This window comes from Serratia sp. 1D1416 (assembly GCF_003641105.1).
GTDB lineage: Bacteria > Pseudomonadota > Gammaproteobacteria > Enterobacterales > Enterobacteriaceae > Serratia > Serratia ficaria.
Genome location: NZ_CP032738.1, coordinates 5,427,534 through 5,453,798, shown reverse-complemented (window position 1 = coordinate 5,453,798; position 26,265 = coordinate 5,427,534). Strand labels below are relative to the sequence as shown.

The following is a 26,265-nucleotide window of genomic DNA, read 5'->3' as shown; positions in this document are numbered from 1 at the left end:
ACTTTGGTAGCGCTATCTTTGTGATGCGAATCACAGTGTGCCGCCGGGGCGTTGATTAAAGTTTTACCGTCGCCGGGGAGTGGTTCTTCGGCGCGGGGCTAACACATTGACCATCGGGGGATACGTGCTGAAAGACTGGCTGAGCGCCGAGCATATACAGCTGTGCGAGCGGGTGGAGGACTGGCGGCAGGCGGTGACGCTGAGCGCCCGGCCGCTGCTGCAGCGCAATATCATCACGCCGGATTATCTGACGGCGATTTTTCGGCAGCACGCGGCGCTGGGGCCGTATTTCGTGTTGGCGCCGGGCATCGCCATGCCGCACGCCCGGCCGGAAGAGGGCGCCAACGCGCTGGGGCTGTCGCTGCTGAAGGTTCATCAGGGGGTGCGCTTTCACTCCGAAGATAACGACCCGGTGTGGATAGTGGTGATGCTCTCCGCACCCGACAGCAGCAGCCATATTGAATTAATCTCGCAGCTGGCGGAGTTGTTTTCGGATAGCCCGGCGATGGACGCCTTATTTCAGGCGCGAGACAAACAACAGATCGAGGATATTATTGCCCGCTACTAATTTTTAATCACCAGGCCGAATAATGACGTCTTGCTCCGTCAGATTTATTTCTGACGGCGCTACCCTACATGCGAAATTTAACAGGTGAATACAATGAAAATCATGGCGATTTGCGGTTCAGGTCTTGGCAGCAGCTTTATGGTGGAAATGAACATCAAAAAAGTGCTGAAAAAAATGGCGATAGAAGCCGAGGTCGAACACTCCGATCTCTCTTCCGCCACGCCCGGCGCCGCCGATATTTTCGTGATGGCGAAGGACATCGCCGACAGCGCCAGCGTGCCGGCGGAACAGCTGGTGGTCATCAGCAATATCATCGACATCAATGAGCTGGAAGCCAAGCTGCGCGCTTACTTCGAAGCTCACTCAATCATCTGAATAAACCGATTGGCGAGGTGGATATGTTTATCCAGGAAACGCTTAAGTTTGTGGTTGATATATTAAAGGTGCCTTCAGTGCTGGTCGGTCTTATTGCCCTGATCGGTTTGCTGGCGCAAAAAAAATCATTCTCCGACGTGGTGAAGGGCACGGTAAAAACCATTCTCGGCTTTATTGTGTTGGGCGGCGGCGCCACCGTGCTGGTGGGCTCGTTGAACCCGCTCGGCGGCATGTTCGAACACGCCTTCAATATTCAGGGCATCATTCCGAATAACGAAGCGATCGTCTCCATCGCGCTGGAGAAATACGGCGCCTCCACCGCGTTGATCATGGCGTTCGGCATGGTGGCGAACATCGTGGTGGCGCGCTTTACCCGGCTGAAATACATCTTCCTGACCGGCCACCACACCTTCTACATGGCCTGCATGATCGGCATCATCCTGACGGTGGCGGGCTTTGAAGGCGTGCCGCTGGTGTTTACCGGCGCGCTGACGCTGGGGCTGATCATGGCGTTCTTCCCGGCGATCGCCCAGCGCTATATGCGCCGCATCACCGGCAACGACGACATCGCCTTCGGCCACTTCGGCACCCTGGGCTATGTGTTGTCCGGTTGGATCGGTTCGAAGGTCGGCAAAAACTCGCGCTCCACCGAGGAAATGAACCTGCCGAAAAACCTCAGCTTCCTGCGCGACAGCTCCATTTCCATCTCGATGACCATGATCGTCATCTACCTGATCCTGGCGATCTGCGCCGGGCGGGCCTACGTCGAGGGCCAGCTCAGCGGCGGCCAGAACTACCTGGTGTATTCGATTATTCAGGCCATCACCTTCGCCGCCGGGGTGTTCATCATCCTGCAGGGCGTGCGCCTGATCCTGGCGGAAATCGTACCGGCGTTTACCGGCTTTTCGGAAAAACTGGTGCCTAACGCGCGGCCGGCGCTGGACTGCCCGGTGGTTTATCCCTACGCCCCCAACGCGGTGCTGATCGGCTTTCTGTTCAGCTTCCTCGGCGGCCTGGCCGGGCTGTTCCTGCTGGGGCAGCTGAAGATGGTGCTGATCCTGCCCGGCGTGGTGCCGCACTTCTTCACCGGCGCCACCGCCGGGGTGTTCGGCAACGCCACCGGCGGCCGCCGCGGCGCGATGCTGGGCGCCTTCGCCAACGGCCTGCTGATCACCTTCCTGCCGGTGTTGCTGTTGCCGGTGCTGGGGGCGCTGGGCTTCGCCAACACCACCTTCTCCGACGCCGACTTCGGCGTGGTGGGCATCCTGCTGGGCAACATGGCGCGCTTTATGTCGAAAGAAATGATCATGCTGGCGATCGTCGCCGTGTTTGCGCTGTTGGTGGCGCACAACTTCCTGGGAAAACGCAAAAGCGCGCCTGCCGCCGACCGCGTTGAAAAATAAGCGAGGACAGTTCTGATGAGTCATACAATCACGGAAATTGAAGAGTTGCGCACCCTGGCGCGCGATATTCGCCTGGAAACGCTGAAGGCGCTGACCGGGCTGGGTTTCGGCCACTACGGCGGCTGCATGTCGGTAGTGGAAACGCTGGCGGTACTGTACGGCGGCGTGATGCGCATCGATCCGGCGGATCCGGACTGGCCGGAGCGCGATTACTTCGTGCTGTCCAAGGGCCATGCCGGCCCGGCGCTGTACAGCACGCTGGCGATCAAGGGGTATTTCCCGCAGGCGGAGCTGAAGACGCTCAACCAGAACGGCACCCGGCTGCCGAGCCACCCGGACCGGCTGCGCACCCGCGGGGTGGACGCCACCACCGGGTCGCTGGGGCAGGGCGTGTCGATCGCCGCCGGCATGGCGCTGTCGCATCGGCTGGCGGGACGGCGCAATCGGGTATTCAGCATCCTCGGCGACGGCGAGCTGAACGAAGGGCAGTGCTGGGAAGCCTTCCAGTTTATTGCCCATCACAACCTGAACAACCTGACGCTGTTTATCGATTACAACAAGCAGCAGCTGGACGGCCTGCTGGACGAGGTGATCAAGCCGTTCGATCTGGCCGGCAAGTTCCGCGCCTTCGGTTTTGAGGTGCAGACCATCAAGGGCGACGACATCGCCGCGTTGCATGAGGCGGCGGCGCCGGCGCGCGGCGGCGAACAGCGGCCGCTGGTGATCGTGCTCGACAGCATCAAGGGGCAGGGCGTGAGCTATCTGGAGAACCTGCAGAACTCGCATCACCTGCGTTTGACGCCGGACGTACAGCAAGAAATCGAAAAAGCCATCGCCGAACTGGAGGCCGCCCATGTTTAACGTAGTGACCGAGTTGGAAAACGACGCTATAGAGATGCGCAAAGTGTATGCCGGCATGGTGCGCCGGCAGATTGAGGCGGATACGCCGATCATCGCGCTGGAGGCGGACCTGATGAGCTCGATGGCGATGGACGGGGTGCACAAGGACCATCCGCGGCACGTGATCAACTGCGGCATCATGGAGGCCAACGTGATCGGCGTGTCCGCCGGGCTGGCGCTCACCGGCCGGGTGCCTTTCGTGCACACCTTCACCGCCTTCGCCAGCCGCCGCTGTTTCGATCAGCTGTTCATGTCGCTGGATTACCAGCGCAACAACGTCAAGGTGATCGCCTCCGACGCCGGGGTAACCGCCTGCCACAACGGCGGCACCCATATGTCGTTCGAAGACATGGGCATCGTGCGCGGCCTGGCGCATTCGGTGGTGCTGGAAGTGACCGACGCCACCATGTTCGCCGATATCCTGCAGCAGCTGATGGATTTGCAAGGCTTCTACTGGGTGCGCACCATCCGCAAGCAGGCGACGCGCATCTATCAGGACGGCTCGCGCTTCACCATCGGCAAGGGCAACCTGCTGCGCGACGGCGACGACATCACGCTGATGGCCAACGGCATCATGGTGGCCGAAGCGCTGAAGGCGGCGCAGATGCTGGAACAGCGTGGCGTCAGCGCGGCGGTGATCGACATGTTCACCCTCAAGCCTATCGACCGCGACATCATCAAAACCTATGCCGCCAAGACCGGCAAAATCGTCACCTGCGAGAACCACAGCATCCACAACGGCCTGGGTTCGGCGGTGGCCGAGGTGCTGGCGGAAGAATGCCCGGTGCCGATGCGGCGGGTGGGGGTGAAAGAGCGCTATGGCCAGGTGGGCACCCAGGCGTTTCTGCAGCAGGAGTACGGCCTGACCGCCGAGCATATTTTGGATGCGGCGCAGCAGTTGTTGTAACTGCAGGGCCGGCAATGCCGGCCCTCAACAGTGTCATTCCCCGCGCGTTGCCAGATCCAGAGCCGTTTATCAACGCGTTACCGACCGCAAAGTCCCTTAGGGGACTTTTTGGATTTTTATTGATAATAAGTGGTCAGTTTTGAGACGAAAAGCGATAATGAGGAAATAAATTCAATAAATACATATTGTTATATTCAAGGAGTGAATGATAACAACAATAAGCCGAAGGATGCCGATTCCAAACGCTTCTGGCAGCGCAGTTTCTCGCTGAAAATCAGTGACGGCCAGATTTCGCAGGTTATTGTCAGCGCAGAGTAATAAAGCCAAAGAGGGATGATAGGCATAACGCTTGAGAGAGTGCCGTTGGGTAACGATATCATTGGCATAACACGAGATTCTTGGTTGATAGAATTCGGTAGTACACAGTACGAATAATAGACTCTATTACAGCGCAGATAAGCGTCTTCTTATACCTAAGGGGATCGTTATATTTCTGCACCATAAGTTACATTCGGTTCTCAAGGAGGAGATTATGGCCGTGGTTCCATTACTGCCGCCAGGCGGTTTTACCGTTCTCGCCAGAAACTTGCGCGAGGCGCGCAGGCAGGGGCAACCGCGCAACATGGCGTTGCCTGGTACTTACTATTGGTTCTACCATCAGGTAAAAAATCGGGGCCCCTGGGATTACAAACAGCAAAATCGCGCCTTGGCTAACTTTGGTAATTTCAATTATGGTGCAACCGGTACCGCGGCTGGAATTCCCGCAGATATTTTGTTGATGGGCGCTGGATTTGCTCAGTCACGTGCAGGAACATCGCGGTTAGAATGGAGTCATTGGTATCAACGCCCGCCGTATGGTGATGACCCTCGGGATCAATATTGGATCAAACAAGGAATTGATTATGCAACTCGGCATGGTTACTAAATGGGCTCATCGGCTATTGACGACGGTTTTGTTGGTTATTGTCGTTGGCTTTGTGGGGTATTGGTATGCCACCCGCGATACTTATGACGATAAGCTCTACAGCAAAAAGCAGTTGACCGACGAGATTTGGCTCTATGTCACCGAGTACCAGAATGCGGGGGCCACCGACACGGATGTGTATCGTTACTATTTGAACGGAAGCCTGGATGGCGACCCTATCAACGTGCTGAGTCAAAGCGCGCCAATTTTGACGGCGGATCGGGCTGATGCAACTATCCGCGGCGAGGGCAACCGCGTCACCATCAATTTTTCCGGGAAGGTGTATTCCTTTACGAATTCGGCATTTTTCTATGCCAAGAACAGCCAAACACCCGTCATGCCTACCGTTGATTTTTCTGCGCGGGGCGTCAGCGCCTGGCGATGATGGAGTATGCAGCGGGGGCGGATATTGCCTAAAACAGCATTATCGCCAAAAGTATCAGGCATAAAAAAAGCCAGTCAGGATTAACTGACTGGCTTTTTTTTAACGGTTTATTACGCCTTGGCGGCGGCGTCAGCCTGGGAAGACTGGATCGCCGTCAGCGCGACGGTATACACGATATCGTCTACCAGTGCGCCGCGCGACAGGTCGTTCACCGGCTTGCGCATGCCTTGCAGCATCGGCCCGATGGACACCAGATCGGCGGAACGCTGTACCGCTTTATAGGTGGTGTTGCCGGTGTTCAGATCCGGGAAGATGAACACGGTAGCCTGGCCGGCGACCGGTGAGTTCGGCGCCTTGGACTTGGCGACGTCGGCCATGATGGCGGCGTCGTACTGCAGCGGGCCGTCGATGATCAGATCCGGGCGTTTTTCCTGCGCCAGACGGGTCGCTTCGCGCACCTTCTCAACGTCGCTGCCCGCACCGGAGTTGCCGGTGGAGTAGGAGATCATCGCCACGCGCGGTTCGATGCCGAAGGCGGCGGCGGAATCCGCCGACTGGATGGCGATTTCAGACAGCTGTTCGGCGGTCGGATCCGGGTTGATCGCGCAGTCGCCGTAGACCAGAACCTGGTCAGGCAGCAACATGAAGAACACGGAAGACACCAGCGAGCTGCCCGGCGCGGTTTTGATCAGCTGCAGCGGCGGGCGGATGGTGTTGGCGGTGGTGTGAACCGCGCCGGATACCAGACCGTCGACTTCGCCTTTTTCGAGCATCAGGGTGCCGAGCACCACGTTGTCTTCCAGCTGCTCGCGGGCAACCACTTCGGTCATGCCCTTGCTTTTACGCAGCTCGACCAGGCGCGGCACGTAGTTTTCACGCACGGCGACCGGATCGACGATCTCGATGCCTTTGCCCAGTTCAACGCCCTGCGCAGCGGCAACGCGCTGGATCTCGTCCGGGTTGCCCAGCAGCACGCATTCCGCGATGCCGCGTTCGGCGCAGATGGCCGCCGCTTTCACGGTGCGCGGCTCGTCGCCTTCCGGCAGCACGATGCGCTTGCCGGCTTTGCGCGCCAGCTCGGTCAGCTCGTAACGGAACGCCGGCGGCGACAGGCGACGCGAACGCTCGGAGGTGGCGGTCAGCGACTCGATCCACTCGGCGTTGATGTGGCTGGCCACGTAGTTCTGCACTTTCTCGATGCGCTGATGGTCGTCAGACGGCACTTCGAGGTTGAAGCTCTGCAGGCTGAGCGAGGTCTGCCAGGTGTTGGTGTCGACCATGAATACCGGCAGGCCGGTCTGGAAGGCGCGTTCGCACAGCTTTCTGATCGGCTCGTCGATGGCGTAGCCGCCGGTCAGCAGGATGGCGCCGATTTCCACGCCGTTCATCGCCGCCAGGCAGGCGGAAACCAGCACGTCGGGGCGGTCTGCGGAGGTCACCAGCAGGGAGCCCGGGCGGAAGTGTTCCAGCATGTGCGGGATGCTGCGCGCGCAGAAGGTCACGGATTTCACGCGGCGCGTCATGATGTCGCCTTCGTTGACCACGCGGGCCTTCAGGTGGCGAGCCATGTCGATGGCGCGGGTGGCGATCAGATCGAAGCTCCACGGCACGCAGCCCAGCACCGGCAGCGGGCTGTTGGCGAACAGCTGCGCCGGATCGACGTTGGTGACGCTGGCCTTGGTGGAGTCGTCGAAGATTTCAGACAGGTCAGGGCGGGTGCGGCCCTGCTCGTCGACCGGGGCGTTCAGCTTGTTGATGATCACGCCGGTGATGTTTTTGTTCTTGCTGCCGCCGAAGCTGCTGCGCGCCAGTTCGATGCGCTCTTTCAGCTGCGCCGGGGAATCGTTGCCCAGCGCCAGCACGAAGACGATTTCCGCATTCAGGGTCTTGGCGATTTCGTAGTTCAGCGCGTTGGCGAACTGGTGTTTACGGGTCGGCACCAGGCCTTCGATCAGCACCACTTCCGCGTCTTTGGTGTTTTCGTGGTAGCGCGCCACGATCTCTTCCATCAGTACGTCCTGCTGGTTGGAGCTCAGCAGGCCTTCGACGTAGCTCATGCGCAGCGGTTCGGCCGCCGGGATGGTGGAGTTGCTGCGGATGATGGTGGTGGTCTGGTCGAGAGAGTCGCCGCCGGAGCGCGGCTGGGCGATGGGTTTGAACACGCTCAGGCGAACGCCTTGCTGCTCCATGGAGCGGATGACGCCCAGGCTGACGCTGGTCAGACCGACGCTGGTGCCGGTGGGGATCAACATAATTGTACGTGACACAGAATAGTCCTCTTCACGATTAACATGAGGCTAAAACAACACCGTCAGCCTGGGCTGACGGTGTTTGAGAGCATTACGCGGTCAGGCGGGATGCGTCCTGCGCGATGACCAACTCTTCGTTGGTCGGGATCACCAGCGCCAGGCGGCTGCCGTCTTTGGTGATGGCGCCGGATTTGCCGAAGCGCGCGGCCATGTTGCGTTCGTGGTCGATTTCGAAGCCCAGCAGGCCCAGTTTGTCGAGGGTCAGCTCACGCACCATGCCGGCGTTTTCGCCGATGCCGCCGGTGAAGATCACCGCGTCCAGACGGCCCTCCATCAGCGCGCTATAAGCGCCGATGTATTTGGCCAGGCGGTGGCAGAATACGTCCATCGCGCGTTTGGCGTCGGCCTTGCTGTCGTAATTGTCTTCAACATAGCGGCAGTCGCTGGTGACTTCGGTCAGGCCCAGCAGGCCGGACTCTTTGGTCAGCATTTTATTGATCTGGTCAACGCTCATGCCCAGGGAGTCGTGCAGGTGGAAGATGATCGCCGGATCGATGTCACCGCTGCGGGTGCCCATCACCAGGCCTTCCAGCGGGGTCAGACCCATGGAGGTGTCAACGCATTTGCCGTTGCGCACCGCGGTGACCGAGCCGCCGTTGCCCAGGTGGCAAGTGATCACGTTCACTTCTTCCACCGGCTTGTTCAGCATCTTCGCGGCTTCTTGCGTCACGTAGAAGTGGCTGGTGCCGTGCGCGCCGTAGCGGCGAACGCCGTGGTCGCGGTACAGGCTGTACGGCAGAGCGTACAGGTAAGATTCTTCCGGCATGGTCTGATGGAACGCGGTGTCGAACACGGCGACGTTTTTATCAGCCAGTTTCGGGAAAGATTTCAATGCTTCAGCGATACCGATCAGGTGCGCCGGGTTATGCAGTGGTGCAAACGGCACGGAATCTTTGATACCCTGCAGGACTTCGTCGTTGATCACGGCGGAGGCGGTAAACTTCTCGCCGCCGTGCACGATGCGGTGGCCGATAGCGGTCAGCTGGGCTGAAAGCTCCGGTTTTTGTGCCAGAATAGTATTAACAATGAAGTTCAGCGCTTCGCTGTGTGCAGCGCCGGCACCCAGGGCAGCTTCGTGTTTGGCGCCGTCCATTTTCCACTTGATGCGGGCTTCAGGCAGGTGGAAACACTCGGCCAAACCGGAGAGGAATTCTTCACCGTTAACGGCGTCGATGATGGCGAATTTCAGGGAAGAACTGCCGCAGTTAAGAACCAGTACTAGCTTACTCGACATGGAAGTACCTACTTAATAGTTCGTGTTGTTAAAGAAAAACCAAAAACACGTGGTGAATTAATCGTCAATCAGACAACAAGCGTAGCGCATAATGCCGTTGACATTTATGATTAACATCATGTGAATTGCACAAATCGCATGATGATGAAAAAACCGATGATTTCTCTGCGGTTTAAATAATCTTGATTTTTATAGGGCTAAAAGTTGACAGAATTCTTGTCGTCTTCTACCGGCCAAAAGGCCGGCTTAGGATACCGATAGCCCGCAGCAAACACAAAATAAATTTAAAGCTTCAAATTTTTTAGTATTGTGTCTGCAGACGCCTTTTATTTTTTACGTGAAGTTGAGGTACGCGATGACGAGCAAACCGTCCGGTTCCGTAAGCTGGTTTCAGGTCTTCCAGCGCGGGCAGCATTATATGAAAACCTGGCCGTCAGACAAACGTCTGGCTCCGGTCTTTCCGGAGAATCGCGTTGCGCGTGCCACCCGTTTTGCCATCCGCTTTATGCCGCCGCTGGCGATATTTACCCTGACCTGGCAAATTGCGCTGGGCGGCCAGCTCGGCCCGGCGATCGCCACCGCGCTGTTCGCCTGCAGCCTGCCGATGCAGGGGCTGTGGTGGCTGGGCCGCCGCTCGGCGACGCCGTTGCCGCCGACGCTGCTGCAGTGGTTCCATGAGGTGCGCAACAAGCTGGCGGAAGCCGGCCAGGCGGTGGCGCCGGTCGAAGGCACGCCGACCTATCAGGCGCTGGCCGATCTGCTGAAGCGCGCCTTCAAGCAGTTGGATAAAACCTTCCTCGACGATCTGTAAGCGAAAAGGGCCGCGCCGAGCGCGGCCTTTTTGACGATAGCGCCAATAACCCCGGTTTAAATCAAAGAACGGTCGAGTTGTGATTTCCTGCGATATTGCGCTGTGCGATGCTCTCGCCATCATACAGAAACGAGGAAATCCTGATGGAAATGACCCATGCCCAACGGCTGATCCTGTCGAATCAGTACAAGATGATGACCCTGCTCGATCCGGACAACGCCGATCGTTATCGCCGGTTGCAGACCATCATCGAGCGCGGCTTCGGCCTGCAGATGCGCGAGCTGGATCGCGATTTCGGCGAACTGAGCGAAGAAGTGTGCCGCACCATCATCAACGTGATGGAGATGCATCACGCGCTGCAGGTCTCCTGGGGCAACCTGAAGGAAAAACAGGGGCTGGATGAACGCCGTCTGGCGTTTCTCGGCTTCGACGCCGCCACCGAAGCGCGCTACCTGAGCTACGTGCGTTTCCTGGTCGGCACCGAGGGGCGCTATACTCACTTCGATTCCGGCAGCCACGGCTTTAACGCCCAAACCAAGATGTGGGACAAATACCAGCGCATGCTGGCCGTCTGGCTGTCTTGCCCGCGTCAGTACCATTTGAGCGCCGTTGAGATAGCGCAAATTATCAATGCTTGATTAAAAAGAGGTTTCCTGTGGAGTGTAAGGGTTTTCTGTTCGATCTTGATGGCACCCTGGTAGATTCGCTGCCGGCGGTGGAGCGCGCCTGGATTAACTGGGCCAAACGCCGCGGCGTCAGCCCGCAGGACGTACTGGATTTCATTCACGGTAAACAGGCCATTACCTCCTTGCGCCACTTTATGCCGGGCGAAAGCGAGGAAGCCATCCAGCGGGAATTCTTGCTGCTGGAACAGGTGGAGGCGCAGGATACCGACGGCGTCCGTGCGCTGCCGGGCGCGGCCGCGCTGCTGGCGCAGCTGAACGCGCTGGGCATCCCCTGGGCGATCGTCACTTCGGGTTCTGTCCCGGTGGCCAGCGCTCGCCGTCAGGCCGCGGGGCTGCCGCAGCCGGAGGTGTTCATCACCGCCGAACAGGTGCGACACGGCAAACCCCAGCCCGACGCTTACCTGCTGGGCGCCGAGCGCCTGGGGCTGGCGCCGCGGGACTGCGTGGTGGTGGAAGATGCGCCCGCCGGCATCCTGTCCGGCCTGGCGGCCGGTTGCCAGGTGATCGCGGTCAACGCGCCGGCCGACGCGCCGAAGCTGGATCGGGTCGATCTGCGGTTGTCTTCGCTGGAGCAGATCGCCGTCAGCAAAAGCGCCGCCGGCGCCAGCATCACCCGGGTGGACTGATCGCCGTTATCTTCACCCAAATTGATTAGACCCCGCATCGGCGGGGTTTTTTTATGCTAGTTTTTAGGCCCCTGGATATGTTGCCGGATGAGGCCGTTTTGAACAGCGAATTACTGTGGGTGCTGAGTTTACTGTTAATCGCCATCGTGCTGTTTACCACCAACAAGCTGCGAATGGACGTGGTGGCGCTGCTGGTGATCATCGCCTTTGTGCTGAGCGGCACGCTGAGCATGCAGGAGGCGACGGCCGGCTTCAGCGATCCCAACGTGATTCTGATCGCCGCGCTGTTCGTGATCGGCGAAGGGCTGGTGCGCACCGGCGTGGCCTATCAGGTGGGGGACTGGTTGGTTAAGGTGGCCGGCAGCAGCGAAACCAAAATGTTGATGCTGCTGATGGTGACGGTGACCGGGCTGGGCGCCTTCATGAGTTCGACCGGCGTGGTGGCGATCTTCATTCCGGTGGTGCTCAGCGTGACGGCGCGGATGAAAATCGCGCCGGGGCGGCTGATGATGCCGCTGAGCTTCGCCGGCCTGATCAGCGGCATGATGACGCTGGTGGCGACGCCGCCGAACATGGTGGTGAACAGCGAGCTGGTGCGCGAAGGCATCGTGGGGTTCGGCTTCTTCGGCGTCACGCCGATCGGCCTGGCGGTGCTGGTGCTGGGCGTGGGCTATATGCTGGTGGCCCGGCGCTGGCTGGGCAACGACGCCGCCGGCAAGGCGAGGGAAACCTGGCAGCGCCGCACCTTCCGCGATCTTGTTCGCGACTATAAGCTGGCCGGCCGCGCGCGGCGTTTGGCGGTTCGCAGCGCTTCGCCGCTGATTGGCCGTTCGCTGGACGAGCTGCACCTGCGCGCCCGCTACGGCGCCAACGTGGTGGGCATCGAACGCTGGAAACGCTTCCGCCGGGTGATGATCAGCGCCTCCGGCAGCACCGAGCTGCGCGAAGGCGATGTGTTGCTGATCGACATGTCCGACAGCCAGGTCGATCTGCGCGAATTCTGCGGCGAGCAGCAGCTGGAGCCGATGGTGCTACGCGGCGACTACTTCTCCGAGCAGTCGCGCAACGTCGGCATGGCGGAGGTGACGTTGATCCCCGATTCGGCGCTGCTGGGCACCAGCCTGCGCGAGGCGGCGTTCCGCAGCCGCTATGATCTGAACGTGGTGGGCATTCGCCGCAGCGGCGAGACGCTGGCCGGCAAGCTGGTGGACGAACCGCTGGCGCTGGGCGACATTCTATTGGTGATCGGCGACTGGAAGGCGATACGCCAGCTGCAGGCCAACACCCATGACTTTATCGTGCTTAACCTGCCCGCCGAGGTGGATGAGGTGGCGCCGGCCATCACCCAGGCGCCGCATGCGCTGTTCTGTCTGGCGTTGATGGTGGCGATGATGCTGACCGATGAAATCCCCAACCCGATCGCCGCGCTGGCAGCCTGCCTGCTGATGGGCAAGTTCCGCTGCATCGACATGGCAAGCGCCTACAAATCTATCCACTGGCCGAGCATCATTTTGATCGTCGGCATGATGCCGTTCGCTCAGGCGCTGCAGAAAACCGGCGGGGTGGACCTGATCGTGCGCGGCCTGATGGACGTCGCCGGCGGCGCCGGGCCGCGGGTGATGCTGCTGTGCCTGTTCGTGCTGTGCGCCACCATCGGGCTGTTTATTTCCAATACCGCCACCGCGGTGCTGATGGCGCCGATCGCCATCGCCGCCGCGCGGGAAATGGGGGTGTCGCCGTACCCCTTCGCCATGATTATCGCCATTGCCGCTTCCGCCGCCTTTATGACGCCGGTCTCGTCGCCGGTCAACACGCTGGTGCTGGGGCCGGGCAACTACAGGTTCGGGGATTTCGTGCGCATCGGCGTGCCTTTCACCCTGCTGGTGATGGCGGTCAGCGTGATGGTAGTGCCCTGGTTATACGCTTTTTGACGGCGCGACGGTCGCCGCGCCGGCGGGATCACAGCGAGGCGTCGAGGCTGATTTCATCCAGCGACAGGCTGAAGCTCGGGATAAACACCTCCATGAAGTAGTCCATTTCCGGGCTGCGGCGCTGCTGCAGGGTTTTGTCCAGGCGCGCCTTGGCCAGCGTGAATTCGTTATTGCCGGCGGACAGTTCCTCCAGGCATTTGAGGTAGGCGCACAGCGCATCGGCCTGCTTCACCAGCAGCTTTTCATCTTCGCTGTAGTAGTGCTCATCGAGGATCGAGCGGAAATCGTTGCGCAGCTCCGCCGGGATCATGTCCAGCAGCTTTTGCTGGGCGATCTTTTCGATCTTCTTGTACTCGTGGGCGATCTGCGGATTGTAATACTTGATCGGCGTCGGCATGTCGCCGGTGATCACTTCGCTGGCGTCGTGGTACATCGCCAATAGCGCCACCCGGTCGGCGTTCAGATTGCCATTGAACTTGCGGTTCTTGATCACCGCCAACGCGTGGGCGACAAACGCCACCTGCAGGCTGTGCTCGGAGACGTTTTCGGTACGCACGTTGCGCATCAGCGGCCAGCGGTTGATCAGTTTCAGGCGGGACAGGTGGGCAAAAAAATGGCTCTGGCTCATGGTGCTCTCTTTTACAACGGCAAGTGAGGGCTCCATTGTGAAGCAGTGACCTGAAGTTATGCAACCGGCGTGTGCAGGGAAGGGGCGCAGCAGAGCGCTGCGCCCGCGGCGATTACTGGCGATAGCTTTCCAGGAAGCGGCCCAGCTTGCCGACCGCCATTTCCAGCTCGTCCACGCGCGGCAGGGTGACGATGCGCACGTGGTCCGGATACGGCCAGTTGAAAGCGCTGCCCTGTACCAGCAGCACTTTTTCCTGCAGCAGCAGATCCAGCACCATTTTCTGGTCGTCGTGAATGTTGAAACGCTTGGCGTCGATGCGCGGGAACATATACAGCGCACCCTGCGGCTTCACGCAGGAAACGCCCGGGATGTCGTTGAGCAGTTCCCAGGTGCGGTTGCGCTGTTCATACAGGCGGCCGCCGGGCTGGATGAACTCGCTGATGCTTTGATAGCCGCCCAGCGCGGTCTGGATGGCGTGCTGCATCGGCACGTTGGCGCACAGGCGCATCGAGGCCAGCATTTCCAGCCCCTCGATGTAGCCCTTGGCGTGTTTCTTCGGCCCGTTGAGCACCATCCAACCCTGGCGGAAGCCCGCCACGCGATAGGTTTTCGACAGCCCGTTGAAGGTGACGGTCAGCAGGTCCGGCGCCAATGCGGCGATCGAGTGGTGCTCGGCTTCGTCATACAGGATCTTGTCGTAAATCTCGTCGGAGAAAATGATCAGGTTATGCTGCCGGGCGATCTCGACGATCTGCTCCAGCAGGGCCTTGCTGTAGACCGCGCCGGTCGGGTTGTTCGGGTTGATGATCACGATGCCGCGGGTGCGCGGCGTGATCTTGCTGATGATGTCGTCCAGATCCGGGAACCAGCCGGCCTGCTCGTCGCACAGGTAGTGCACCGCCTTGCCGCCGGACAGCGATACCGCCGCGGTCCACAGCGGGTAATCCGGCGCCGGCACCAGCAGTTCGTCGCCGCTGTTGAGCAGCGCCTGCATGGACTGGACGATCAGCTCGGATACGCCGTTGCCAATGTAGATATCCTCAACGGTAACGTCACGCATGTTGCGCGCCTGGTAGTGCTGCATGATCGCCTTGCGCGCCGAGAAGAGCCCCTTGGAATCGCAATAACCCTGCGCGGTCGGCAGGTTGCGGATCACGTCGACCAGGATTTCATCCGGGGCGTCGAAGCCGAACGGGGCCGGGTTGCCGATGTTCAGTTTCAGGACCTTATTGCCTTCTTCTTCAAGACGTTTAGCTTCTTTGAGCACCGGGCCGCGAATGTCATAACAGACGTTGTCCAGTTTGCTGGATTTCTCAATGGGGGACATAGAAAGTTGAGCCTTTTGCTGGGATAGGGGCGTTCCTACCGTGGAACGCCGCAACCCGCCCAATGTACTCCTGGCGCTGATGCTTTTGAAGGGTTATGCACGCCTTTGGTGCAAACGCATGGCGCAAGGCGGAATTTTAGTGATGATAAACAAAGGAAAACGATGTTTGTGGTCTATAATGCCTTTGTTTATCATTTTGTTGGGGTTTTATTCTGATTTAAGCGGCGTATGTAAACGTTCTTGCCCCACCTGGCGGCGCCCGGCGGCGGGCACTGATAAGCGGCGGGGGAGGATAGCGTCAGATAAACTGTAAAGAAATGATAATACCGGAGTAGTCTGATGGCAGCCTGGCGTCAGCCGAACCACACTGGCTTAAACGGTTAATTACATTAGCGATGCTTTATCTTGTATCTTAAGAAAAGGTTAACTGACTATCGGAATATTATTGATTGGGAAAATCTTACTGATTGAATTTATTAAAATCAGGCGGGGATGAAACGGCGAACGCGGCGAGTCTCGTTTATATTTTTGGCCGACAAAAGGTCGGCGCCGCCCTGAGGTTCGGCGTTCTCTACAGCACGAATGGAGTGGTAATTGGGCGACGAGCATGAGTAAAATCTTTCATTTGGTAAAAGTTAAACACTTTTACTCGTATTAACCCCCCGCGTTCTATAAGCGTTTGCGATAGATCGCATTTTAAAAAGCGATAGAGGTAACGAAATATAAGTAATTTTTTTGCCCTCCACTAATGAGTGGGGTACTGTCATAACAGGCATCGTCCCTTTTCAACGATGTCTTGGAAACACACCAGGGTAGTTTGTAAATTAGAATTTAAAAAAGTGAAGAATACACTATGACAACTGCAAATCGTCCGATACTTAATCTCGACCTCGATCTGCTAAGAACCTTTGTTGCTGTTGCTGATTTGAATACCTTTGCGGCCGCGGCGGTCGCCGTTTGTCGCACTCAATCAGCGGTCAGTCAACAAATGCAGCGGTTAGAGCAACTGGTAGGCAAGGAACTGTTTGCCCGCCATGGGCGCAACAAACTCTTGACTGAGCACGGTATCCAGCTTCTCGGCTACGCCAGGAAAATCCTGCGTTTCAACGACGAAGCCTGTACCTCTCTGATGTACAACAATATAAAGGGCGTTCTGACTATCGGTGCTTCAGACGACACTGCCGATACCATTTTGCCTTTCCTGTTGAACCGCGTGACCTCGATTTACCCCAAGCTGGCGATCGACGTGCGGGTAAAACGCAGCCCGCAGATGGTCGACATGCTGAAAGAAGGCGAGGTCGATCTGGCGATCACCACGGCAGACGCCGAGGGGCAGCCGCATATCGTGCTGCGCACCTCGCCGACGCTGTGGTATTGCGCGGCGGATTATCACTACCAGGCCGGTGAACCCATTCCGCTGGTGGTGATGGACGAACCCAGTCCGTTCCGCACCATGGCCATCAAGCATCTGGACGAGGCCGGCATTCCGTGGCGCATCGCCTACGTGGCCTCAACGCTGTCCGCCGTTCGCGCCGCCTGCAAGGCCGGCCTGGGCGTAACCGTACGGCCGGTTGAGATGATGAGCCCTGACCTGCGGGTGTTGGGCGCCGCAGAGGGCCTGCCGCCGTTGCCGGATACCCAGTATGCCTTATGTAAAGACGCCCGGTGCGACAACGAGCTGGCGATGGCCATCTTCAGCGCGATGCAGGGCGGCAACGACAGCTATAACCTCAACGGGCAGGGCGGTACGGCGCAAGACGACGCCAGCCTGGTGGATGAGGAAGAATAACGCCGGACTGCGTTGACCATGACCAGAAAACCTCCGCTTCGGCGGAGGTTTTTTTTGGCCTTTTTTTAAGAAAATCGGCTGTTATGCGCATTTGGCTGAGGTTTTGTCATGAGTTGGTTATTTGTTTAACTCTTTCCATTAATTAAAAACCGGCTCAGGCCGCCGCAGACGAAAATCGTTTGCTTTATGACCAATTGGGTCGGAGCGTAAAGGCATGGAAATAATATGGTTATTTTGTTAGATTATGGCGAACGTTTTTTCGGCTGAATTTGACAAAAATTGTTAAAGGCCCACACTTTTTTTGAGGATTTATGCTGAAAACGTGTCCTGGATCAAAAAAATACCCCTAGGTAGTGAGTGGAAGAACAGGGAATTCCTGAGACAATGATATAGTAAAACTGAAATATGCATGACGGCTTATATCTGTCTGTTTCTACACAAAAATTAACTGACACGATTTAGCCTGAGCCTGGCGCATCAAATGTTAATCAAATGATGCGTATGTAAACTAGTGTGTAGATACTTTTGTCAAAGTTGACAAAAGGTTATAGAAAGGAGTAAAAAGCCCACAGTAAAACGCTGCCTAACTCGCTGTAAAAGCAGTTTGTTTGTGTGGTTAATTTATCCTTCCCTTAAATCGATGTGGTGCACTAACTGCCGGGTACAAGAGCAGAGCGATCGACGCCACTTTTGATGAGTAAGCATAGAGTATGTCAACAACCACTGAAGTTATCGCTCATCACTGGGCGTTCGCCGTATTTCTTGTCGTGGCTATCGGGCTCTGCGGCTTAATGCTGCTGGGTGCGTTCTTCCTGGGCGGGAGAGCCCGGGCGCGCGCCAAACACACCCCGTTCGAATCCGGGATCGACTCGGTCGGTACGGCGCGCATGCGTCTGTCCGCCAAGTTCTACCTGGTCGCCATGTTCTTCGTAATTTTCGACGTTGAAGCCTTATACCTGTACGCCTGGTCGGTCTCGGTTCGCGAGAGTGGCTGGGTAGGCTTTATCGAAGCCGCCATTTTCATTTTGGTGCTATTGGCCGGCCTGGTTTATCTGGTGCGCATCGGCGCGTTGGATTGGACTCCGGCGCGTTCCCGACGCCAGAGCAAACCCGGCACCATCACTAACACCAACAGTCATCCGCAGTAACAGCGAGGCATTAAGATGGACTATACGCTCACCCGCATAGACCCGAACGGTGAGAACGACCGTTATCCCCTGCAAAAACAGGAGGTCGTCGCCGATCCCCTGGAACAACAGGTCCACCGCACGGTTTACATGGGTAAACTCGAGCATGCATTGCATGACATGGTGAACTGGGGGCGTAAAAACTCTATTTGGCCATATAACTTTGGCCTTTCGTGCTGTTACGTGGAGATGGTGACGTCGTTTACCGCCGTTCACGACGTGGCGCGTTTCGGCGCTGAAGTGTTGCGCGCATCGCCGCGTCAGGCTGACCTGATGGTGGTCGCCGGCACCTGTTTCACCAAGATGGCCCCGGTCATTCAGCGCCTGTACGAGCAGATGCTGGAACCCAAGTGGGTGATCTCGATGGGCGCCTGCGCCAACTCCGGCGGCATGTACGACATCTATTCCGTGGTGCAGGGCGTGGACAAGTTCCTGCCGGTCGACGTGTACATTCCCGGCTGCCCGCCGCGTCCGGAAGCCTATATGCAGGCGCTGATGCTGTTGCAGGAATCCATTGGCAAAGAACGCCGCCCGCTGTCGTGGGTTGTCGGCGATCAGGGCGTTTACCGCGCCAACATGCAGTCTGAAAGAGAGCGTAAACACGGCGAGCGCATCGCGGTGACCAACCTTCGGACGCCTGACGAGATTTAAGACGTTCATTTAACGTCCATCTTAGTGCGCTATTGGTTAACACAGCGAAAGTGAAAATTGCGGCGAAATAACCCTTTAGTGTGGTGAAAAAAATTATGACAGATTTGACGACGCACGACGCCTTGCCTGCCTGGCAAACCCGAGATCACCTTGACGACCCGGTGATCGGCGAACTGCGCAACCGTTTTGGGCCGGAAGCCTTTACTGTTCAGCCCACCCGTACCGGAATGCCCGTGGTATGGGTCAAGCCTGACCAGTTGCTGGAAGTAATGACGTTCCTGAGAAAACAGCCGAAGCCTTACGTCATGCTGTTCGATCTGCATGGCGTGGACGAGCGTCTTCGCACCCACCGTGACGGTTTGCCCGCCGCGGATTTTTCTGTTTTCTATCATCTGATTTCCATCGAACGCAACCGCGACATCATGCTGAAAGTGGCGCTGTCTGAAAAAGACCTGCACGTGCCCACGGCCACCAAGGTTTTCCCTAACGCCAACTGGTATGAGCGCGAAACCTGGGAGATGTTCGGTATTACCTTCGACGGCCACCCGCACCTGTCGCGCATCATGATGCCGCAGACCTGGGAAGGCCACCCGCTGCGTAAAGACTACCCGGCGCGCGCCACCGAGTTCGATCCTTTCGTGTTGACCAAACAGAAAGAAGATCTGGAAATGGAATCGCTGACCTTCAAGCCGGAAGACTGGGGCATGAAGCGCGGCACCGAAAACGAGGACTTCATGTTCCTCAACCTCGGCCCTAACCACCCGTCGGCGCACGGGGCTTTCCGCATCATTCTGCAGCTGGACGGCGAAGAGATCGTCGACTGCGTGCCCGACATCGGCTACCACCACCGCGGCGCCGAAAAAATGGGCGAGCGCCAGTCCTGGCACAGCTACATTCCGTATACCGACCGCATCGAGTACCTCGGCGGCTGCGTAAACGAAATGCCTTACGTGCTGGCGGTCGAGAAGCTGGCCGGCATCAAGGTGCCGGAGCGCGTCGACACCATCCGCGTGATGCTGTCCGAACTGTTCCGCATCAACAGCCACCTGCTGTACATCAGCACCTTCATTCAGGACGTCGGCGCCATGACCCCGGTGTTCTTCGCCTTTACCGATCGGCAGAAAATCTACGACCTGGTGGAAGCGATTACCGGTTTCCGCATGCACCCGGCCTGGTTCCGCATCGGCGGCGTCGCGCACGACCTGCCGCGCGGCTGGGATCGCCTGCTGCGCGAGTTCCTCGAGTGGATGCCGAAGCGCCTGGACTCTTACGTCAAGGCGGCGCTGAAGAACAGCATTCTGAAAGGCCGCTCCGTCGGCGTGGCGTCTTATAACGCCAAGGAAGCGCTGGAGTGGGGCGTGACCGGCGCCGGCCTGCGCGCCACCGGCATCGAGTTTGACGTGCGCAAATGGCGCCCGTATTCCGGCTACGAGAATTTCGACTTCGAAATCCCGGTCGGCGACGGCAACAGCGACTGCTACACCCGCGTGATGCTGAAGGTGGAAGAGCTGCGCCAGAGCCTGCGCATCCTCGAACAGTGCCTGAACAACATGCCGGAAGGCCCGTTCAAGGCCGATCACCCGCTGACCACGCCGCCGCCGAAAGAGCGCACGTTGCAGCATATTGAAACGCTGATCACCCACTTCCTGCAGGTTTCCTGGGGCCCGGTGATGCCAGCCAACGAATCATTCCAGATGATTGAAGCCACCAAAGGGATCAACAGCTACTACCTGACCAGCGACGGCAGCACCATGAGCTACCGCACCCGGGTACGTACGCCAAGCTTTGCGCACCTGCAGCAGATCCCGGCGGTAATCCGTGGCAGCCTGGTCTCCGACCTGATCGTCTATCTGGGCAGTATCGATTTTGTTATGTCAGATGTGGACCGCTAATTATGCACTCTCAAAAAGACAATCACGCAGTCAACGATGCGCTTGAGCCCATCAATGCAGCCGCTCCTCAGAGCGGCGCTGATGCATTTGAGCTGAGTGCGGAAGAACGTGAGGCGATCGAGCATGAAAAGCACCATTACGAGGATCCGCGCGCCGCTTCCATCGAAGCACTGAAAATTGTGCAGAAGAAGCGCGGCTGGGTTCCGGACGGTGCGATTTACGCCATCGCGGAAGTGCTGGGCATCCCGGCCAGCGACGTAGAAGGCGTGGCCACGTTCTACAGCCAGATTTTCCGTCAGCCGGTAGGACGTCACGTGATCCGTTATTGTGACAGCGTTGTTTGTCACATCACCGGTTACCAGGGCATTCAGGCCGCCATTGAGAAGAAGCTGAACATCAAACCGGGTCAAACCACCTTTGATGGCCGCTTCACTCTGCTGCCGACCTGCTGCCTGGGCAACTGCGATAAAGGGCCGACCATGATGATTGATGAGGACACTCACAGTCAGCTGAAGCCTGAAGATATCGAGACGCTACTGGAGCAGTATCAATGATTAAAGACATTGTGCGCACTCCCGAAACGCATCCGCTGACCTGGCGTCTGCGCGACGACAAACAGCCGCTGTGGCTGGATGAATATCGCAGCAAGAACGGCTATGCCGGTGCGGAAAAAGCCCTCAAGGGCCTGGCTCCCGACGAAATAGTCGGCCTGGTGAAAGACTCCGGGCTGAAGGGCCGCGGCGGCGCAGGCTTCTCCACCGGTTTGAAGTGGAGCCTGATGCCGAAAGACGAGTCCATGAACATCCGTTACCTGCTGTGTAACGCCGATGAAATGGAGCCGGGCACCTATAAAGACCGTCTGCTGATGGAGCAGCTGCCGCACCTGCTGGTGGAAGGCATGCTGATCTCCGCGTTCGCGCTGAAGGCTTACCGCGGTTACATCTTCCTGCGCGGCGAATACGTCGAAGCGGCGGTGCACCTGCGCCGCGCCATCGCGGAAGCCACCGAAGCCGGTTACCTGGGCAAGAACATTCTCGGCACCGGCTTTGATTTCGAGCTGATCGTGCACACCGGCGCCGGCCGCTATATTTGCGGCGAAGAAACCGCGCTGATCAACTCGCTGGAAGGCCGCCGCGCCAACCCGCGTTCCAAGCCGCCGTTCCCGGCCTCCGCCGGCGCCTGGGGCAAGCCGACCTGCGTCAACAACGTGGAAACGCTGTGCAACGTGCCGGCCATTCTGGCCAACGGCGTTGAGTGGTACACCGGCATCTCCGCCAGCGAAGACAAAGGCACCAAGCTGATGGGCTTCTCCGGCCGGGTGAAAAACCCGGGCGTCTGGGAGCTGCCGTTCGGCACCACCGCACGCGAGATCCTCGAAGATTACGCCGGCGGCATGCGCGACGGCTTGCGCTTCAAGGCCTGGCAACCGGGCGGCGCGGGCACCGACTTCCTGACCGCCGATCACCTCGATCTGCCGATGGAATACGGCGCAATCGGCAAGGCCGGCAGCCGTTTGGGCACCGCGCTGGCGATGGCGGTGGACCACGAAATCGGCATGGTTCCGCTGGTGCGCAACCTGGAAGAGTTCTTCGCCCGCGAGTCCTGCGGCTGGTGTACGCCATGCCGCGACGGCCTGCCGTGGAGCGTGAAGATCCTGCGCGCGTTGGAAAACGGCGAAGGGCAGCCGGGGGATATCGAAACCCTCGAGCAGCTGTGCCGTTCCCTCGGCCCGGGCAAAACCTTCTGCGCCCACGCGCCAGGTGCCGTAGAGCCACTGCAAAGCGCGATTAAATATTTCCGTGAAGAGTTCGAAGCGGGTATTGCCGTTAAGCACTACGGCAACGCACATGCGATTGGCGGCATTCAGCCGAACAACCTGCTGAAGCAACGCTGGTAAGCCGGCTAGCTCGCAACACGGCCAGAATTTTTGATTAACGCCTGCCGCAAGGCAGGCCACTTGGAAGCATGCTGACTATGGCTACGATTCATGTAGACGGCAAAGAATACGACGTAGACGGAGCGGACAACCTGCTGCAGGCCTGTCTCTCCCTCGGGCTCGATATTCCTTACTTTTGCTGGCATCCGGCGCTGGGAAGCGTCGGCGCTTGCCGCCAATGCGCGGTAAAGCAATACCAAAACGCGGAAGATACGCGTGGCCGTTTGGTGATGTCCTGTATGACACCGGCATCCGATGGAACCTTTATTTCCATCGACGATGGCGAAGCGAAACAGTTCCGCGAGAGCGTGGTCGAGTGGTTGATGACCAACCACCCGCACGACTGTCCGGTCTGTGAAGAAGGCGGTAACTGTCACCTGCAGGATATGACGGTAATGACCGGCCACAGCTTCCGTCGCTACCGTTTCACCAAGCGCACCCACAACAACCAGGAGCTGGGGCCGTTTATCTCGCACGAGATGAACCGCTGCATCGCCTGCTACCGCTGCGTGCGTTATTACAAAGACTACGCCGACGGCACCGACTTCGGCGTGTACGGCGCGCACGACAACGTCTATTTCGGCCGTCCGGAAAGCGGCACGCTGGAAAGCGAGTTCTCCGGCAACCTGGTGGAAGTGTGCCCGACCGGCGTATTCACCGACAAGACGCACTCCGAGCGCTACAACCGTAAATGGGACATGCAGTTTGCGCCCAGCATCTGCCAGCAGTGCAGCATCGGCTGCAACACCAGCCCGGGCGAGCGCTATGGCGAGCTGCGCCGCATCGAGAACCGTTACAACGGCAGCGTGAACCACTACTTCCTGTGCGACCGCGGCCGCTTCGGCTACGGCTACGTCAACCAGAAGGATCGCCCGCGTCAACCGCAGCAGCTGCGCGGCAACGACTGGATCACCCTGAACGCCGAACAGGCGATGCAGGGCGCGGCGGACATCCTGCGTCAGGCGAAGAAAACCATCGGCATCGGCTCCCCGCGCGCCAGCCTGGAAAGCAACTTCGCGCTGCGCGAGCTGGTCGGCGCCGAGAACTACTACACCGGCATCGCTCAGGCCGAGCAGTCGCGCCTGGCGCTGATGCTGAAGGTGCTGAAAAACGGCGGCGTTCATACCCCGGCGCTGCGTGAAATCGAAGAGTACGACGCGGTGCTGGTGCTGGGTGAAGATCTGACCCAAACCGGCGCGCGCATCGCGCTGTCGGTGCGTCAGGCCGTCAAGGGCAAGGCCCGCGCGATGGCGGCGGCGCAGCGCGTCGCCGACTGGCAGATCGCGGCGGTGCAGAACATCGGTCAGCACGCCAAGTATCCGCTGTTCACCACCAACGTCGACGACACCCGTCTGGACGACATCGCCGCGTGGAACTATCGCGCGCCGGTCGATGAACAGGCGCGCTTCGGTTTCGCCATCGCCCATGCGCTGGATAACGCGGCGCCGGCGGTGAACGATTTGGCCGCAGGCCTGAACAAGAAGGTCGACATCATCGTGCAGGCGCTGACCGGCGCCCGCAAACCGCTGATCGTCACCGGCAGCAACGCCGGCAGCGAAGCCATCATCGAAGCGGCGGCCAACATCGCCAAGGCGTTGAAAGGCCGCGGTTCCGACGTCGGCATCACCTTCGTGGCGGGCGCGGCCAACAGCATGGGCCTGGCGATGATCGGCGGCGGTTCGCTCGATCAGGCGCTGGAACAGCTGGCCAGCGGCGCAGCCGACACCGCCATCGTGATGGAGAACGATCTCTATCGCCATGCGCCGGCGGCGAAAGTGGACGCCGCGCTGGCCAAGGTCAGCAACCTGATCGTCGCCGATCATCAGCGCACCGCCATCATGGACAAGGCCAACCTGATCCTGTCGGCGGCCAGCTTCGCCGAGAGCGACGGCACCCTGGTCAACCAGGAAGGCCGCGCGCAGCGCTTCTTCCAGGTTTACGACCCGGCCTATTACGATGACGCCAAGAAGAATCAGTTCACCGTGATGCTGGAAAGCTGGCGCTGGATGCACTCGCTGCACTCCACCTACACCAGCCGCCACGTGGACTGGACCCAGCTCGATGACGTGATTGCCGCCTGCGTTGAGGCGTTGCCGCAGCTGCAGGGCATCGTCGAAGCGGCGCCGGACGCGGCCTTCCGCATCCGCGGCCAGAAGCTGGCGCGCTCTCCGCATCGCTCCAGCGGCCGTACCGCCATGCGCGCCAACATCAGCGTGCACGAGCCGCGTCAGCCGCAGGACAAAGACACCATGTTCTCCTTCTCGATGGAAGGGAACAACAGCCCGCTGGCCGATCGTCAGCAGATCCCGTTCGCCTGGGCGCCAGGCTGGAACTCACCGCAGGCGTGGAACAAGTTCCAGGCCGAAGTGGGCGGCAAGCTGCGCCACGGCGATCCGGGCGTACGCCTGATCGAAGCGGGGGAGGGCAGCCTGGGCTACTTCACCGAGGTGCCTGCCGCGTTCAATGCGGCCGATGGCTGGCGCGTCGCGCCTTACTACCATCTGTTCGGCAGCGATGAAATGTCGCAGCGCTCCAACGTGATCCAGCAACGCATGCCGGAAGCCTACGCGATGGTCAACCCGGCCGACGCCGCCGCGCTTGGCGTTAACGCCGGTGCATTGGTGGAGTTCAGCTGTGCGGGCCAGACGCTGCGTCTGCCGGTGCGTCTGAGCGAAACCCTGACCCAGGGCCAGGTTGGTTTGCCGCTCGGCTTGCCAGGGATCCCGCCGATTTTGGTGGGTGCAACGGTTGAAAATCTGCGGGAGGCGGCACGATGAGCTGGTTTACCCCTGAGGTGATCGACATCCTGATCGCCATTCTTAAAGCGGTAGTGATCCTGCTGGTGGTCGTGGCCTGCGGCGCCTTCATGAGCTTCGGCGAACGCCGCCTGCTCGGCCTGTTCCAGAACCGCTACGGACCTAACCGCGTCGGCTGGGGCGGCTCGCTGCAACTGGTCGCCGACATGATCAAAATGTTCTTCAAGGAAGACTGGGTACCGAGATTCTCCGACCGGGTGATCTTCACCCTGGCGCCGATGATCGCCTTTACTTCCCTGTTGCTGGCATTCGCCATCGTGCCGGTCAGCCCGACCTGGGCGGTGTCCGATCTCAACATCGGTATTTTGTTCTTCCTGATGATGGCCGGCCTGGCGGTATACGCCGTGCTGTTCGCCGGCTGGTCGAGCAACAACAAATACTCGCTGTTGGGCGCGATGCGCGCCTCCGCGCAAACCCTGAGCTATGAAGTGTTCATCGGCCTGTCGCTGATGGGCGTGGTGATGCAGGCTGACTCGTTCAACATGCAGGCCATCGTTGAATCTCAGGCGCACGTCTGGAACGTCATACCGCAGTTCTTCGGCTTCGTGACCTTCGCGATCGCCGGGGTTGCGGTGTGTCACCGCCACCCGTTCGACCAACCGGAAGCCGAGCAGGAACTGGCCGACGGTTATCACATCGAATATTCCGGCATGAAGTTCGGTCTGTTCTTCGTGGGGGAATACATCGGTATCGTCACCGTGTCCGCCCTGATTGTGACGTTGTTCTTCGGCGGCTGGCAGGGTCCGTTCCTGCCGCCATTCATCTGGTTCGCACTGAAAACGGCCTTCTTCATGATGATGTTCATTCTGATTCGTGCTGCCTTGCCGCGCCCGCGCTACGACCAGGTGATGTCTTTCGGCTGGAAAGTGTGCCTGCCGCTGACGCTGCTGAACCTGCTGGCAACCGCCGCGGTCATTTTGTACAACGCTCAATAAGGGGT

The 26,265-nt window shown here is 59.0% G+C and carries 23 protein-coding genes; 19 read left to right on the top strand and 4 right to left on the bottom strand.

Annotation, left to right across the window (positions count from 1 at the left end; all coding sequences use genetic code 11):
- The first annotated feature begins 124 nt into the window (after positions 1-124).
- The 7 genes from D7I37_RS26435 to D7I37_RS26405 all read left to right on the top strand — a co-directional run bounded on the left by D7I37_RS26435 (position 125) and on the right by D7I37_RS26405 (position 5,502).
- The gene (locus D7I37_RS26435; protein WP_061795970.1) at positions 125-568 is read left to right on the top strand and encodes a PTS sugar transporter subunit IIA; all 444 of its coding nucleotides are present in this window, start codon (positions 125-127) and stop codon (positions 566-568) included.
- Positions 569-661: 93 nt separating this feature from the next.
- Entirely contained in the window at positions 662-943 is a 282-nt protein-coding gene (locus D7I37_RS26430; RefSeq protein ID WP_061795786.1) for a PTS sugar transporter subunit IIB, read from the top strand.
- Positions 944-966: 23 nt separating this feature from the next.
- Positions 967-2,346 (top strand): PTS ascorbate transporter subunit IIC, encoded by a 1,380-nt coding sequence (locus D7I37_RS26425; protein ID WP_061795787.1) that lies wholly within the window; start codon positions 967-969, stop codon positions 2,344-2,346.
- Between the two features lie 15 nt (positions 2,347-2,361).
- Entirely contained in the window at positions 2,362-3,207 is an 846-nt protein-coding gene (locus D7I37_RS26420) for a transketolase (RefSeq protein ID WP_174524341.1), read from the top strand.
- Complete coding sequence (locus D7I37_RS26415) at positions 3,200-4,153, top strand: transketolase family protein (protein WP_061795788.1); 954 nt, start codon at positions 3,200-3,202, stop codon at positions 4,151-4,153. The genes D7I37_RS26420 and D7I37_RS26415 overlap by 8 nt, the downstream gene beginning before the upstream one ends.
- A gap of 532 nt (positions 4,154-4,685) precedes the next feature.
- Positions 4,686-5,078, top strand: a complete 393-nt coding sequence (locus tag D7I37_RS26410; RefSeq protein ID WP_071997811.1) for a polymorphic toxin type 44 domain-containing protein — start codon at positions 4,686-4,688, stop codon at positions 5,076-5,078.
- Entirely contained in the window at positions 5,056-5,502 is a 447-nt protein-coding gene (locus D7I37_RS26405; RefSeq protein ID WP_073970248.1) for a hypothetical protein, read from the top strand. Before D7I37_RS26410 ends, D7I37_RS26405 begins: the two co-directional genes overlap by 23 nt.
- 110 nt (positions 5,503-5,612) lie before the next feature.
- Here the strand turns inward: D7I37_RS26405 and pta are convergent, their stop codons facing one another.
- Both pta and ackA read right to left on the bottom strand, forming a co-directional pair.
- Positions 5,613-7,769, bottom strand: coding sequence for a phosphate acetyltransferase (gene pta / locus D7I37_RS26400; protein WP_061795790.1), 2,157 nt, complete (start codon positions 7,767-7,769; stop codon positions 5,613-5,615).
- Positions 7,770-7,842: 73 nt separating this feature from the next.
- Positions 7,843-9,045 (bottom strand): acetate kinase, encoded by a 1,203-nt coding sequence (gene ackA, locus D7I37_RS26395; protein WP_061795791.1) that lies wholly within the window; start codon positions 9,043-9,045, stop codon positions 7,843-7,845.
- A 355-nt stretch (positions 9,046-9,400) separates the two neighbouring features.
- Between ackA and yfbV the strand changes: the two genes are divergently transcribed.
- The 4 genes from yfbV (at position 9,401) to D7I37_RS26375 (ending at position 13,099) form a co-directional block, all read left to right on the top strand.
- On the top strand, positions 9,401-9,856 hold the full coding sequence (gene yfbV / locus D7I37_RS26390) for a terminus macrodomain insulation protein YfbV (protein WP_061795792.1): 456 nt from the start codon (positions 9,401-9,403) through the stop codon (positions 9,854-9,856).
- 143 nt (positions 9,857-9,999) lie between these two features.
- Positions 10,000-10,494, top strand: a complete 495-nt coding sequence (locus D7I37_RS26385) for a YfbU family protein (protein ID WP_061795793.1) — start codon at positions 10,000-10,002, stop codon at positions 10,492-10,494.
- A gap of 17 nt (positions 10,495-10,511) precedes the next feature.
- Complete coding sequence (locus D7I37_RS26380; protein WP_061795794.1) at positions 10,512-11,168, top strand: sugar phosphatase; 657 nt, start codon at positions 10,512-10,514, stop codon at positions 11,166-11,168.
- 53 nt (positions 11,169-11,221) lie between these two features.
- A complete protein-coding gene (locus D7I37_RS26375) occupies positions 11,222-13,099 on the top strand; it encodes an SLC13 family permease (protein ID WP_129544711.1) in 1,878 nt (625 codons plus the stop codon).
- 28 nt (positions 13,100-13,127) lie between these two features.
- Here the strand turns inward: D7I37_RS26375 and yfbR are convergent, their stop codons facing one another.
- Together yfbR and D7I37_RS26365 are read right to left on the bottom strand one after the other, a co-directional pair.
- Positions 13,128-13,727 (bottom strand): 5'-deoxynucleotidase, encoded by a 600-nt coding sequence (gene yfbR / locus D7I37_RS26370; protein ID WP_061795795.1) that lies wholly within the window; start codon positions 13,725-13,727, stop codon positions 13,128-13,130.
- 112 nt (positions 13,728-13,839) lie between these two features.
- The gene (locus D7I37_RS26365; RefSeq protein ID WP_061795796.1) at positions 13,840-15,054 is read right to left on the bottom strand and encodes a pyridoxal phosphate-dependent aminotransferase; all 1,215 of its coding nucleotides are present in this window, start codon (positions 15,052-15,054) and stop codon (positions 13,840-13,842) included.
- A gap of 853 nt (positions 15,055-15,907) precedes the next feature.
- Between D7I37_RS26365 and lrhA the strand changes: the two genes are divergently transcribed.
- From lrhA to nuoH, 8 genes are all read left to right on the top strand, one after another.
- Positions 15,908-16,843 carry a transcriptional regulator LrhA gene (gene lrhA / locus D7I37_RS26360; protein ID WP_061795797.1) on the top strand — a complete coding sequence of 312 codons (936 nt, stop codon included), beginning with the start codon at positions 15,908-15,910 and terminating at the stop codon, positions 16,841-16,843.
- Between the two features lie 710 nt (positions 16,844-17,553).
- On the top strand, positions 17,554-17,991 hold the full coding sequence (locus tag D7I37_RS26355) for an NADH-quinone oxidoreductase subunit A (protein ID WP_061795798.1): 438 nt from the start codon (positions 17,554-17,556) through the stop codon (positions 17,989-17,991).
- A 15-nt stretch (positions 17,992-18,006) separates the two neighbouring features.
- A complete protein-coding gene (locus D7I37_RS26350) occupies positions 18,007-18,681 on the top strand; it encodes an NADH-quinone oxidoreductase subunit B family protein (protein ID WP_061795799.1) in 675 nt (224 codons plus the stop codon).
- Between the two features lie 95 nt (positions 18,682-18,776).
- Positions 18,777-20,573, top strand: a complete 1,797-nt coding sequence (gene nuoC, locus D7I37_RS26345) for an NADH-quinone oxidoreductase subunit C/D (protein ID WP_061795976.1) — start codon at positions 18,777-18,779, stop codon at positions 20,571-20,573.
- A 2-nt stretch (positions 20,574-20,575) separates the two neighbouring features.
- Positions 20,576-21,127: an NADH-quinone oxidoreductase subunit NuoE gene (gene nuoE, locus D7I37_RS26340; RefSeq protein ID WP_061795800.1), complete on the top strand. Its 552-nt coding sequence runs from the start codon at positions 20,576-20,578 to the stop codon at positions 21,125-21,127.
- Positions 21,124-22,470 carry an NADH-quinone oxidoreductase subunit NuoF gene (gene nuoF, locus D7I37_RS26335; RefSeq protein WP_061795801.1) on the top strand — a complete coding sequence of 449 codons (1,347 nt, stop codon included), beginning with the start codon at positions 21,124-21,126 and terminating at the stop codon, positions 22,468-22,470. Before nuoE ends, nuoF begins: the two co-directional genes overlap by 4 nt.
- Positions 22,471-22,547: 77 nt before the next feature.
- Complete coding sequence (gene nuoG / locus D7I37_RS26330; RefSeq protein ID WP_129544710.1) at positions 22,548-25,286, top strand: NADH-quinone oxidoreductase subunit NuoG; 2,739 nt, start codon at positions 22,548-22,550, stop codon at positions 25,284-25,286.
- Positions 25,283-26,260 (top strand): NADH-quinone oxidoreductase subunit NuoH, encoded by a 978-nt coding sequence (gene nuoH / locus D7I37_RS26325; protein WP_004936022.1) that lies wholly within the window; start codon positions 25,283-25,285, stop codon positions 26,258-26,260. Before nuoG ends, nuoH begins: the two co-directional genes overlap by 4 nt.
- Positions 26,261-26,265: the final 5 nt, after the last annotated feature.